Raw genomic sequence first — 11607 nt, 5'->3', positions numbered from 1 at the left:
CAAAAATATCCGCACCTGCAATATAATGTTCAAAACACTATATATGCTGACAAGCCGCGAAACGGTGACTATTTCATGACTTTAAGAGTTAAATTCACATTCGGACAGGGATAACCGAGTCGGATGATAAAAATCACCCCCGAAGGCAACGAAACGCCGCAAAGCGTTGAGCGTGATGCCGAAAATATGGGCGGACTGGAAGCGCTGATCGCGCGTGCCCATGCTGATGCAACGAGTGGACCCGCTGCGAAAGAGCGTGGGATTCCGCCGGTCGAACGCTGGAACCCCGCGTTTTGCGGTGATTTGGATATGGAAATCCGCGCCGATGGAACATGGTTCTATATGGGTACGCCGATTGGTCGCCCGCAGCTTGTGCGCCTGTTTTCGACCGTGCTGCGCAAGGATGAAGACGGCAAAACCTATCTTGTAACGCCGGTGGAAAAAATTGGCATTGGGGTTGAGGATGCGCATTTTATCGCCGTTGAAATGCAGGTCTCGGGTGAGGGAGAGGCACAGATACTGACTTTCCGCACCAATGTTGGTGACGTGGTGGAGGTGGATGCGGAGCATCCTTTGCGCTTTGTTATCGATGATGAAAGCGGCGGCCTTAAACCTTATATCAATGCGCGTGGACGACTTGAGGCGCTGGTCGGACGTGCAGTGATGTACGATCTGGTGGCATTGGGTGAAGAGATTGAGGTTGATGGCGTGACGATGTTTGCAGTTCGATCGAATGGTGTGGTTTTCCCGATTATGCCTTCGGATGCGCTGGAGGCAGCACTGCATGAATGAACATGTGCAAAATTTGTTTTCGGCCAATGATTTTGCGCAACGCGTCCGTCACTGGACGCCGGATCATGATGATCTGACGGGCGATCATTCTCTCAATCCTGACTTCACGCAATCAATGGTAACGGCAAAAATGCGCGATGCGGCTGTGTTGGTTCCGGTGGTGGATCGCGGCCCGGAGGCAACTCTGCTGCTCACGCGGCGCACGGAAAAGCTGCGCAAACATTCCGGCCAGATTGCCTTTCCAGGCGGTGCCATCGATCCGGAAGACGGCACGGCTGAAAATGCAGCCTTGCGCGAGGCCAATGAGGAAATCGGACTGGTGTCTGATCGGGCCGAGATCATCGGACATATGCCGCGCTATCTTACAGGCAGCGGCTTTTCCATCACGCCGGTTCTGGCAGTGGTCAACACGCCGTTTGATGTGTATCCGAACCCGGACGAAGTTGCGGATATTTTCGAGGTGCCACTTTCATTCCTGATGAATCCGGCCAATCACCGACGCGAAAGCCGGTTGTTTAATGGTCAGGAACGCTTTTATTACGCTATGCCATATCACGAACGATTCATCTGGGGCGTGACCGCAGGCATCATTCGCGGACTTTATGAAAGGCTCTACCGTTGAGCGATACAGTGAATATTTCTGACAAGGCCAAGTGGCTGCATGCGAAGCCATTGCAGGCGCTTTTCGCCGCTTTTAATCGCGATGGTGGCGAAGTGCGTGTGGTGGGCGGTGCTGTGCGCAATACGCTGCTTGGAACAGCTGTCAGTGATATTGATCTTGCCACGACCCATTTGCCGGACGCGACAGTGCGACTGGCGAAGGAAGCTGGTTTTAAACCGGTGCCGACCGGTATTGAGCATGGCACTGTGACTGTCGTTGTGCAGGGGCAGCCTTTTGAAGTCACGACTTTGCGCAAAGATGTTGAGACCGATGGCCGTCGTGCCAAGGTTGCTTTTGGGACAGACTGGAAAGCGGATGCCGAGCGGCGTGATTTCACCATCAATGCGCTTTATGCAACGGCGAATGGCGATGTGATCGATTATGTCGGCGGTCTTGCCGATATTGAAACGAAAACCTTGCGCTTTATCGGAGATGCGGAAGAACGTATCCGTGAAGACTATCTTCGCATTCTTCGCTTTTTCCGCTTCTTTGCCTGGTACGGAACAGGGCGTCCCGAAACGGAGGGTCTGCGTGCCAGCGCACGGCTGAAAGATGGCCTCGATCAGCTGTCGGCTGAGCGTGTCTGGTCGGAACTTAAAAAGCTTCTGGCTGCACCTGATCCCTCGCGCGCACTGCTCTGGATGCGACAGTCGGGTGTACTGAGCGCCATTCTGCCGGAAAGCGAAAAATGGGGTATTGATGCTATTCATGGCCTGGTGCGCACGGAAGCTGATCTTGGCTGGCCGGTTGACGCGCTGTTGCGGCTCGAAAGCATGGTGCCGCCGGATGTGGCACGCATGTCGGAACTGGGCAAGCGACTGAAAATGTCGAATGCCGAGCGTGCACGGCTTGAAGCATGGGCGCGAGCGGACGCAGTTAAGTCGGAGACTTCTGAGCAGGCTTTGAAGAAACTTATTTATCGCGGCAGTTCGCAGGCGATACAGGACCGCATCCGGCTTTCTTATGCATCGGCTCGTCAGGAAGCGGCCACCAGCGATGAAGCGATGATCCGCGCGGGTGGCTATTCACGGCTGCTGGATTTGACGCAAAAATATCAGCCGCTGGTGTTTCCGGTGACGGGTAGCGACCTTCTGGAACTTGGCATTGAAAAAGGTCCGGGGCTCGGTGAAGTGCTGCGCAACCTCGAAACTTTATGGATTGACTCCGGTTTTAGTCTTGACCGCGAAACGCTTCTGGACAAACTTGATCTCAATAAAATGAACGGCTGATGACTTGTAAAATTCAGCAATGGTTTCATTAGATTATGGCTGAACGTTTTTTAGTTTTGTTTTGAAAGTGTCTTGGCATGTCCAATCCTGATCCTTCGATTTCGCAGAATGCTTCTTCTGATCCCAAGCAAAATTTTGGCACGCAAGGCATTGCGCCAATGGAGCGGCCGGGTGCGGTAACGCGTTTTTTCATGGGCATTGTTGCATGGGCAGAGCGCCTTAATCTGAAGTATGCCAAGCTTGGCAATCCGCCAGTTTATGACAATGCGACATTCCCGTGGGCGGCTGAGGTTGAGAAGGCCTATCCGGCAATCCGTGCGGAGCTGGAAAAGGTGTTGCTGCGTCAGAGCGAACTGCCATCGTTTCAGGATATTTCGTCAGACGTGAAGACGATCTCGACCGACAATCACTGGAAGACATTCTTCCTGCTGGGCTTTGGGGTGAAGTCGGAACAGAACATCAAGGCCTGTCCCAACACGTGGAATGCGGTGCAGCATATTCCGGGTCTGACGACTGCCATGTTTTCAATCTTCGAGCCGGGCAAGCATCTGCCGCCGCATCGTGGTCCTTATAATGGCGTACTCCGCCTGCATATGGGCATGATCGTACCGGAGCCGGCTGACAAGCTTGCGATCCGCGTGGATAAGCAGATCTGCCATTGGCAGGAAGGCAAGGTTCTGATTTTCGACGATGCCTATGAGCATGAAGCATGGAATCACACCGAGCATACGCGTGTGGTGTTGTTCGTCGACTTTGTGAAGCCGCTGAAATTCCCGGCCCGTTTCGTCAACTGGGCGCTGATGAATTTGGCGATCTTCACCCCCTTCATCAAAGAAGGGCTGGATAACCACAATGAATGGGAAAAGAAGTTTTATGCGCAGGCTGAGAAGCTTCGCAATCAGCCAAAAGCGTAAATAAAAAAGGCCGGATGATCCGGCCTTTTTTATTGGAGTGTTACGGCCACTTCACCACAGGTGGCATGGACGAGAGGATAGAATTCACATTGCCGCCGGTCTTAAGACCAAAGATCGTGCCACGATCATAAAGCAGGTTGAATTCGACATAGCGTCCGCGACGGATAAGCTGTTCTTCGCGATCCTGCGGTGTCCAGTCCTTGTTGAAATTCTGGCGTACCAGATGCGGGTAGACGACCGAAAAGCCACGCCCCACATCGCGAGTGAAAGCGAAGTCCTTTTCCCAGCCGCCCTGTTCTTCGGATGAGTGCAGCCAGTCATAGAAAATGCCGCCAATGCCGCGTGCTTCATCGCGATGCGGCAGATAGAAATATTCGTCGCACCATTCTTTCAGGCGCTGGTAGTCGACAATGTCTTTATGCTTTTCGCAGATGAAGCGGAAAGCCTTGTGGAAAGCGAGTGTATCTGGGTCCGCCTGCGTGCGACGACGATCAAGCACTGGGGTCAGGTCTGCACCACCACCGAACCACTGGCGCGAAGTCACGACCATGCGCGTGTTCATATGCACGGCTGGCACATTCGGGTTCTGTGGATGCGCGATCAGCGAAATGCCGCTGGCCCAATAGCGTGGGTCTTCTTCGGCACCGGGTATCTGCTTGCGAAATTCCGGGGTGAATTCGCCATGCACCGTTGAGACATGCACACCGACTTTTTCAAAGACACGGCCATGCATGATGGACATGACCCCACCGCCACCCTTGCCTTCATCCTTTTGCCAAGGTGTGCGGACGAAACGTCCTGGTTCCTGATCGGAAAGCTGGCCCTGCAGGTCGTCTTCCAGCTGCTCGAAGCTCGCGCAGATACGATCGCGCAGTTCTTCAAACCAGTTCTGCGCGGCCAGTTTTTTCTCTTCGATATCTTGCGGGATGATTGCCGGAATTTCGTCGCGCTGCATTTTTGTATCCTCTTACGCAATGTATCGTCATCGTTTTATAGAAAAGAGACTTAGCAAAGTCCTGTGCGCTGGCATAGCGCGAAGACAAGATGAGTGGCAGGGGCAATTTCCTCTCCCCAAGAAAAGACTCGTCATCAGCATGTTGCTTGCCTATCTTAAGTCCTTACGGGATCATAACGTCCCTAACAGGGAGGCAATTGCATGAACGCATCACCGCCCAAACCGCCGCTTGAAGGCTTGCGCAAGCAGCTTGAAAAAGGCCGTGCGAACAAAAGCCGACTCCCGCGTGATGGCTTTGTCCGGGAGACATTTGCCTTGCCACGACAGGCGGCGCGCGATAAAGCACGTGAATGGTTCGAGAGTTTTCCGAAAGCAGCCTATTGGACGGAAATCGAGAGCTGGTGCGAGCGTCCCGATGATGTGATCGAATTCACAATGCGACGGTTGCCGACATCGGATTAGAGAACTGATTCAATTTCCGTCGCTAAGTCGTTGAAACAGGATTCAGAATAGCCCTTTTGCGATAGCACGCATTTTATCCGAAAACCGTTTCGCACTTTTCGGGATGCGCTCCCATAAAAGCGCCTTCCGATGTGATCGAAAGGCGCTTTGATTTTTGAGTCGTTATAGCATTACAGGCTTACTTGGCGTCAGTCTGCGGTGCCTGTTCCCAAGACTTCCAATCCTTGATGATGCTGTCAGCATAGGTCTTGCCAACGCGATAGGCATTGGTCGTTGCGAGTGGGAAACCACCCGATTTTGCAGCGAGTGACTCGGATGCTGTCTGGTCTTTACCCTGACGATCAAAGTTAGAAGAGGTGCGCAGAAGTGCAACGCGATTGAAGTCGAGCTTGCCTGCATCACCTGCGCGTTTGAGCGCGGTCAGCGTGGCATTGTCTTCCATCTGCGAGGTGCAGTATTCGCCCTTGCCATCTGTCAAGAGCTTGGTCCACTGTTCGGTTGCCTCAGCAAGCTTGGTGCCGTGCCAGTAGGTGTCAGCCGATGCGGTGTCGCAGATCGTGACTTTTGGTGCGCTGGTTGCAGCTTCTTGCGTGTAATGCTTGCGATATTCCTTCGCATCATCGCTGTCGAGAAGCTCAACGCCTTTGGTTGTTTTGAGCGCGTAATCGGCAAGCTTGCCATTGAGTTCAAAGACTTCCGTGCCAGCCGCCCATTTTGGCTTTTCACCCGGCTTCGATGCGCCAAGTCCGAAGAAGTCTGTTGGCCAGCCCTCCGGGGCTTCACGAATATCAATGCGATGGTTGAGGTTGGCGTCGACGGCGTATTTCGCCCAATGCGCAGAACCAAGCGTGCCGTGTTTTGGATCAACGCCTGCAATGCCAGCAATCAGGAAATAGGTGTGCTTGAGGTCAAGCTTATCGCTCAGCGCCATGGCAGCAACTGCACTTGCGGCATTGGCAAAGCCCATGGCCGTTGTCATGTGGCAGAGGCCTTCCGCCGTGCAATCGATCTCAGGATATTCAGGGCTTAGACCTGCAAGCTTGATCTTTTGCGTGAACTTTTCACCCTCCAGCCATGGCTTTGCTTCTTCGCCAAACATGGTGATGACCATGACCTTTGGCGCAATGGTCTCGGAAGCTTGTGCCAATGCGGGTGCAGCGAGTGAGGTCGCAAGAAGCGAAGCTGAAAGAATGGAATTACGGAACGATGGTTTCACTGGAGATAGAACCTTTCTGGCCGGATATTGGAATTATTTATTCTGTGCTGCCGGCAAGATTGCGGCGCATTCAAATCTGCTTCGGGAACTGATTCCGCTTCATCTCTTATGGGATTGAAAAAGAATCGCTTTTGAGATTTCTCTGGCGCATAGCTTCGCCTGCTGTGAGTGCAACAGAAACCGCAAGATTGAGGGAGCGCGCACCCGGTACCATCGGGATGATCAGCCGCGCATCGGCGATGTCCTGAATGCTGTCTGGAACGCCTGCAGACTCCCGTCCAAACAGGAGGATGTCATTCTCCTGAAACTCATAAGTCGTGTAGGGAACAGCTGCCTTGGTGGATAGCAGTACCAGTCGTTTGCCTGACTGAAGGCGCCAGTCATTGAACTGCTGCCAGTTGGCGTGGCGGGTGAGGGCTGCCTGTTCCAGATAATCCATGCCAGCGCGTTTTAACGATCGGTCGGAGACGTCGAAGCCAGCAGGCTCGATCAGGTCCACCGCGAAGCCGAGGCATGCGGCCATGCGCAGAATTGTTCCGGTATTGCCGGGAATGTCGGGCTGGTAAAGAGCGATGCGCAGATCCATACAAGCCGGGTAACGCACAAATCGGCAGGCTGCAAGAGTAGAGCTCAGCCGAAACGCTCGCATCAACATATCTCTGCTCAGTAACGTGCGGGGAATACGGTCTATCCACACATCACAAAAATATTCCCTTTTTGTTCCTGTTGTTGTCTTCCATATTTTATAGGGTGCAAGTAAAAGAGGCGCCATGTTTACATGGTTTGAAAAACGACTCGACGCTTATCCCGAAGAACCGCCTCGCGAGCCTCCGCGTGGGCTTGTTGCCTTCTGCATGTATTATACCCGTGGCTCATGGCCATGGATTATCGGCATGGCAATTTTTACGACGCTGATCGCGATTATCGAAGTGTCGCTGTTTGCCTTCATGGGCAATATTGTTGACTGGCTTTCGCACCAGTCGCGCGAGACATTTCTAAGCAATGAAGGCTGGCGGCTTTCGCTGATAGCGGGCGTTGTGCTGGTTATTCTGCCGGGTGTCGTGTTGATCCACTCGCTGCTTATTCACCAGACATTGCTTGGCAATTATCCGATGCGTGTGCGCTGGCTGATGCACCGCTATCTGATCCGTCAGTCGATGTCTTTCTTTCAGGACGAGTTTGCGGGGCGTATCTCGACCAAGCTGATGCAGACAGCACTCGCCGTTCGTGAAACAGTGATGAAGCTGCTGGACGTGCTCAATTACGTGATCGTCTATTTTGCCGGTACCCTGTTTATTGCGGCATCAGCCGATATTGTTCTGATGATCCCGTTTGCGGTTTGGCTTGTGGTGTATCTGATCCTGCTTCGTTATTTCATTCCGCGGCTGCGGGTGATTTCAGAGCAGCAGGCGGATGCGCGTTCGTCCATGACGGGGCGCATTGTTGATAGCTATACCAACATAGCGACCGTAAAGCTGTTCTCGCATTCAAGCCGAGAAGAGTCATATGTCAAAGAAAGCCTTGATGGCTTTCTGGGTACTGTGCATCGCCAGATGCGCATGATTACGATGTTCCACTTCACGCTCTATCTGTCGAATTGCATTCTGCTGTTCGCGGTGGGTTTGATCGGCATCAATCTCTGGATGAACGCCTCAATCTCTGTTGGTGCTGTGGCTGTGGGTATTGGCCTTGTGCTGCGCCTGAACGGCATGTCGCAGTGGATCATGTGGGAGATGTCTGCGCTGTTTGAAAATATAGGCACGGTGGAAGACGGCATAACGACGATCTCGCGTGCTCATAATGTTGTCGATGTTCCGAACGCGCCTGTGCTGCATGTGACGAAGGGTGCACTGGATTTCGACAAGATCGGTTTCCATTACGGCAAAGGCAAAGGCGTCATCGAAGGTTTGTCCCTTGACGTTAAGGCGGGTCAGAAGATCGGACTTGTGGGGCGTTCGGGTGCGGGTAAATCGACGCTGGTCAATCTGTTGCTGCGTTTCTACGATCTCGAGAAGGGGCGTATTCTGATTGACGGTCAGGATATTTCAAAAGTGACGCAGGATTCCCTTCGCGCAAGCATCGGTATGGTGACCCAGGATACCTCGTTGCTTCATCGTTCGGTGCGCGAAAATATCATGTATGGGCGCCCGGATGCGACGGATGAAATGGTTGAGCGGGCCATTCGCTTGGCACAGGCTGACCAGTTTATTCCGTTGCTGACCGATGCCAAAGGTCGGCGCGGACTGGATGCGCATGTCGGCGAGCGCGGGGTGAAGCTTTCCGGTGGTCAGCGTCAGCGTATCGCGATTGCCCGCGTGATGCTCAAAGATGCGCCTATCCTTATTCTGGATGAGGCAACCTCTGCGCTCGACTCGGAAGTGGAGGCAGCCATTCAGGACAGTCTCAACACCTTGATGGAAGGCAAGACGGTTATCGCGATTGCGCATCGCCTTTCCACTATTGCGGCTCTTGATCGTCTCGTTGTGATGGACAAGGGCCAAATTGTCGAAGATGGCACGCATGAGGAACTTGTTGCGCTCGGCGGCATTTATGCTGGATTGTGGGCGCGTCAGTCGGGTGGCTTCCTTGGTTTTGATGACCAGAGCGAACCAGAGCTGGTAAACTGAGGAATAAGCAATTGATGAATGCGGTTTACAGCCTGTTCGAGCGCTGGGTTAATCCCTTCCGCGAACCGGAACAGCTGAGACCGCCGTCAACGACGCTGGCCTTCCTCTGGCATTATGCGCGGCAGGCCAAATGGCCGCTTGCAGCGGCACTGGCTGTGGGCGGTCTCGCGCCACTGGTTGAAGCTGGGCTGTTTTATTTCACCGGCAGGCTGGTCGATATTCTTGATCAGGCGGGGCGTGCGGGTGTCGAGCGCAGTTGGTCAGAGCTGTTTCAAGCCGCGGGCCCGGAACTGCTGTTCATGGCTGTTACGGTTCTTGTTATCCGCTTTTTGGTGACAGCGCTCACGACGATGCTCGAAGGCCAGACGCTGTCTCCGGGCTTTTACAATATGATCCGCTGGCAGGCGAATTCTTATGTCCAGCGACAGTCCTACGCATTCTTTCAGATTGATTTTGCAGGACGTATTGCCACAAAAGTCTGGCAGGCAGGCCAGTCTGCTGGCGATCTGATTGAAAGTCTCATTCAAGTCGTCTGGTTCATGGCGATTTATAGTATCACGACGCTGGTTCTGGTCGGGCAGCTCGATTGGCGCCTGGCGGCGGCAGTCATTGTCTGGATCGCAGCCTTTGGTCTGATCGCAAAGCACTATCTGCCACGCATCCGCAAGAATGCGGAAGCCTCTGCCGAAGCAGGCTCGATGATCAACGGACGTATCGTTGACAGCTATTCCAATATCCAGACAATCAAGCTGAACACTGCTGATGATGATGAGCGCTATATGCGTGATGGCTTTAAGCGCTATCTCGCGGCGGTCTTTCCATTCATGCGCTCATTGACAGGCGTGCGGCTGGCCATGACTGCGCTTTCGGGCGTGATGATTGTGGTGATTGCGGGCATTACCATTGATTTGTGGACGAAAGACGCGATCACCGTCGGGCAGGTTTCTTTCACACTGGGTTTGATCCTGCGTCTTAATATGTTGCTCGGGCGTTTAATGATGCAGTTGAACGGGATGTTGCGACAACTCGGACTGATCGAAAATTCCATGAAGCTTTTGTCGGCGCCGCTTGGTCTGGAAGACAAGCGCGGCGCAAAGCCGTTGCACATTACCGATGCGCGTATCGACATAAAAGATGTCACTTTTCATTACGGTAAAGCAGCCGGAGTTCTTGATAATATAAATTTTTCCATCAAGGGCGGCGAACGGGTGGGGTTGGTTGGACATTCGGGAGCAGGGAAGACTACGCTCGTCAATCTGATCCTGCGGCTCTACGATGTTGAGAAGGGTGCTATCCTCGTTAATGGGCAGGATGTTCGCGATGTCACGCAAGCCTCGTTGCGGCGCGCCTTTGCAGTTGTCAGTCAGGAAACAGCACTGCTGCATCGCTCACTGCGTGATAATATTATGCTGGCGCGCGATGATGCGACGGATGACGATCTTGCGGATGCCGCGCGACAGGCGGAGGCGGATGAGTTTATTGCAAGGCTTGAAGATTTCAACGGACGCAAGTCGTTCGATGCTTTTGTAGGTGAGCGCGGCGTCAAGCTATCGGGTGGTCAGCGACAGCGTATCGCGATTGCTCGCGCAATTCTCAAAGATGCGCCAATCCTTATTCTGGATGAAGCAACGTCTGCGCTCGACTCAGAAATTGAAGCCTCCATTCAGGACAACCTGCGTCAGCTGATGGATGGCAAAACAGTGATTGCAATCGCGCATAGGCTTTCAACTATCGCAGCGCTGGATCGTCTGATTGTTATGGATAAGGGGCGTATTGCAGAAGAAGGCACGCATGATGAGCTTATCGCGCAAGGTGGTATTTATGCTGGTCTGTGGGCGCGGCAATCCGGCGGTTTTCTGGGCATAGATAACTAATTTAAGGCTATTTTCTTCATCATAAAAACCTCCGCGCACCATGAGATTGGCGCGGAGGTTTTTGGTTGAGAGCATTTGAAAGGTTGCCAAAAGGCTCCCTGCGACATGGTGCCGTCCTATAGGGTTGGCGTCTGGACAAGGCTTTTCAACCTGCCTACACCTTACTGTCGAGATGGAGGGAATTTCGTTCTGCAAGCACTTGTGGAACTGCCAGTTGCGTGTGAGCGCAAAGGGCGGAAATGCGTTTGCGCAAGCGCATGGCAGACGAGGGGAGTTTTCAATTGGATATCCAGGTTAAAAAGGAATTGGCACGTGAGCGAACACGACACGGCTGAGCCGACACGACGTGATTTTTTGTATATTGCGACGGGAATGGCCGGTGTCGTTGCTGTCGGTGGTTTTGCATGGCCGTTTATCGACCAGATGCGTCCTGACGCCTCGACACTCGCGGCAGCGTCTATCGAAGTTGATGTTTCTTCCCTTGAAGAAGGAGCTTCAATGACCGTTAAGTGGCGCGGCAAGCCGATCTTCATTCGCAATCGTACTGCCAAGGAAGTTGAAGACGCCAAGGTGACAGCCTTGACCGATCTCAAAGACATTGCTGCGCGTAATGCCAATCTTCCATTGGATGCAGAAGCAACGGATGTCGCGCGTTCGGCGGGTGAGGGCAAGGAAAACTGGATCGTCATGGTCGGTGTCTGCACTCATCTCGGCTGCGTGCCACTTGGTGAATCGGGTTCATTTGGTGGCTGGTTCTGCCCGTGCCACGGGTCGACCTATGACACTGCCGGACGCATTCGCAGCGGCCCAGCTCCGGAAAATATGTATATTCCGGAATATGCATTCACTTCCGATACGGTCATCAGGATCGGCTAAA

At 53.3% G+C, this 11607-nt stretch carries 11 protein-coding genes; 8 read left to right on the top strand and 3 right to left on the bottom strand.

Going from position 1 to position 11607, the window contains the following annotated elements; translation table 11 throughout:
- The first annotated feature begins 123 nt into the window (after positions 1-123).
- The 4 genes from RI570_RS02985 (at position 124) to RI570_RS02970 (ending at position 3596) form a co-directional block, all read left to right on the top strand.
- Positions 124-792 (top strand): DUF1285 domain-containing protein, encoded by a 669-nt coding sequence (locus tag RI570_RS02985; RefSeq protein ID WP_313826879.1) that lies wholly within the window; start codon positions 124-126, stop codon positions 790-792.
- Positions 785-1414, top strand: a complete 630-nt coding sequence (locus tag RI570_RS02980) for a CoA pyrophosphatase (RefSeq protein ID WP_313826878.1) — start codon at positions 785-787, stop codon at positions 1412-1414. The genes RI570_RS02985 and RI570_RS02980 overlap by 8 nt, the downstream gene beginning before the upstream one ends.
- Positions 1411-2682 (top strand): CCA tRNA nucleotidyltransferase, encoded by a 1272-nt coding sequence (locus tag RI570_RS02975; RefSeq protein ID WP_313826877.1) that lies wholly within the window; start codon positions 1411-1413, stop codon positions 2680-2682. The genes RI570_RS02980 and RI570_RS02975 overlap by 4 nt, the downstream gene beginning before the upstream one ends.
- Before the next feature lie 77 nt (positions 2683-2759).
- The gene (locus RI570_RS02970; protein WP_313826876.1) at positions 2760-3596 is read left to right on the top strand and encodes an aspartyl/asparaginyl beta-hydroxylase domain-containing protein; all 837 of its coding nucleotides are present in this window, start codon (positions 2760-2762) and stop codon (positions 3594-3596) included.
- 40 nt (positions 3597-3636) lie between these two features.
- Here the strand turns inward: RI570_RS02970 and hemF are convergent, their stop codons facing one another.
- On the bottom strand, positions 3637-4551 hold the full coding sequence (hemF, locus tag RI570_RS02965; protein WP_313826875.1) for an oxygen-dependent coproporphyrinogen oxidase: 915 nt from the start codon (positions 4549-4551) through the stop codon (positions 3637-3639).
- A gap of 201 nt (positions 4552-4752) precedes the next feature.
- Here hemF and RI570_RS02960 point away from each other — a divergent pair, with 201 nt between their 5' ends.
- A complete protein-coding gene (locus RI570_RS02960; protein WP_250038759.1) occupies positions 4753-5013 on the top strand; it encodes a hypothetical protein in 261 nt (86 codons plus the stop codon).
- Between the two features lie 178 nt (positions 5014-5191).
- On the opposite strand, the gene RI570_RS02955 is transcribed toward RI570_RS02960, so the two are convergent.
- Complete coding sequence (locus tag RI570_RS02955; protein ID WP_313826873.1) at positions 5192-6229, bottom strand: purine nucleoside permease; 1038 nt, start codon at positions 6227-6229, stop codon at positions 5192-5194.
- A 106-nt stretch (positions 6230-6335) separates the two neighbouring features.
- On the bottom strand, positions 6336-6815 hold the full coding sequence (locus RI570_RS02950) for a tRNA (cytidine(34)-2'-O)-methyltransferase (RefSeq protein ID WP_313828529.1): 480 nt from the start codon (positions 6813-6815) through the stop codon (positions 6336-6338).
- Positions 6816-6999: 184 nt separating this feature from the next.
- Here RI570_RS02950 and RI570_RS02945 point away from each other — a divergent pair, with 184 nt between their 5' ends.
- From RI570_RS02945 to petA, 3 genes are all read left to right on the top strand, one after another.
- Entirely contained in the window at positions 7000-8856 is a 1857-nt protein-coding gene (locus RI570_RS02945) for an ABC transporter ATP-binding protein (RefSeq protein WP_313826872.1), read from the top strand.
- Positions 8857-8870: 14 nt separating this feature from the next.
- Entirely contained in the window at positions 8871-10730 is a 1860-nt protein-coding gene (locus RI570_RS02940) for an ABC transporter ATP-binding protein (RefSeq protein ID WP_313826871.1), read from the top strand.
- Positions 10731-11042: 312 nt separating this feature from the next.
- A complete protein-coding gene (petA, locus tag RI570_RS02935; protein ID WP_313826870.1) occupies positions 11043-11606 on the top strand; it encodes a ubiquinol-cytochrome c reductase iron-sulfur subunit in 564 nt (187 codons plus the stop codon).
- The last annotated feature ends 1 nt before the right edge of the window (position 11607 follow it).

The sequence above is a fragment of the Brucella pseudogrignonensis genome (assembly GCF_032190615.1).
GTDB classification, from domain to species: domain Bacteria; phylum Pseudomonadota; class Alphaproteobacteria; order Rhizobiales; family Rhizobiaceae; genus Brucella; species Brucella pseudogrignonensis_B.
The sequence above is the reverse complement of the archived record's forward strand: the minus strand, read 5'-3'. Positions and strand labels throughout refer to the sequence as shown.

Coding starts and splice junctions, on each gene's coding strand:
- RI570_RS02940 (WP_313826871.1), top strand. CDS start 8,871: ATGAATGCGGTTTACAGCCTGTTCGAGCGCTGGGTTAATCCCTTCCGC.
- RI570_RS02950 (WP_313828529.1), bottom strand. CDS start 6,815: ATGGATCTGCGCATCGCTCTTTACCAGCCCGACATTCCCGGCAATACC.
- RI570_RS02945 (WP_313826872.1), top strand. CDS start 7,000: ATGTTTACATGGTTTGAAAAACGACTCGACGCTTATCCCGAAGAACCG.
- RI570_RS02980 (WP_313826878.1), top strand. CDS start 785: ATGAATGAACATGTGCAAAATTTGTTTTCGGCCAATGATTTTGCGCAA.
- RI570_RS02960 (WP_250038759.1), top strand. CDS start 4,753: ATGAACGCATCACCGCCCAAACCGCCGCTTGAAGGCTTGCGCAAGCAG.
- RI570_RS02970 (WP_313826876.1), top strand. CDS start 2,760: ATGTCCAATCCTGATCCTTCGATTTCGCAGAATGCTTCTTCTGATCCC.
- RI570_RS02985 (WP_313826879.1), top strand. CDS start 124: ATGATAAAAATCACCCCCGAAGGCAACGAAACGCCGCAAAGCGTTGAG.
- hemF (WP_313826875.1), bottom strand. CDS start 4,551: ATGCAGCGCGACGAAATTCCGGCAATCATCCCGCAAGATATCGAAGAG.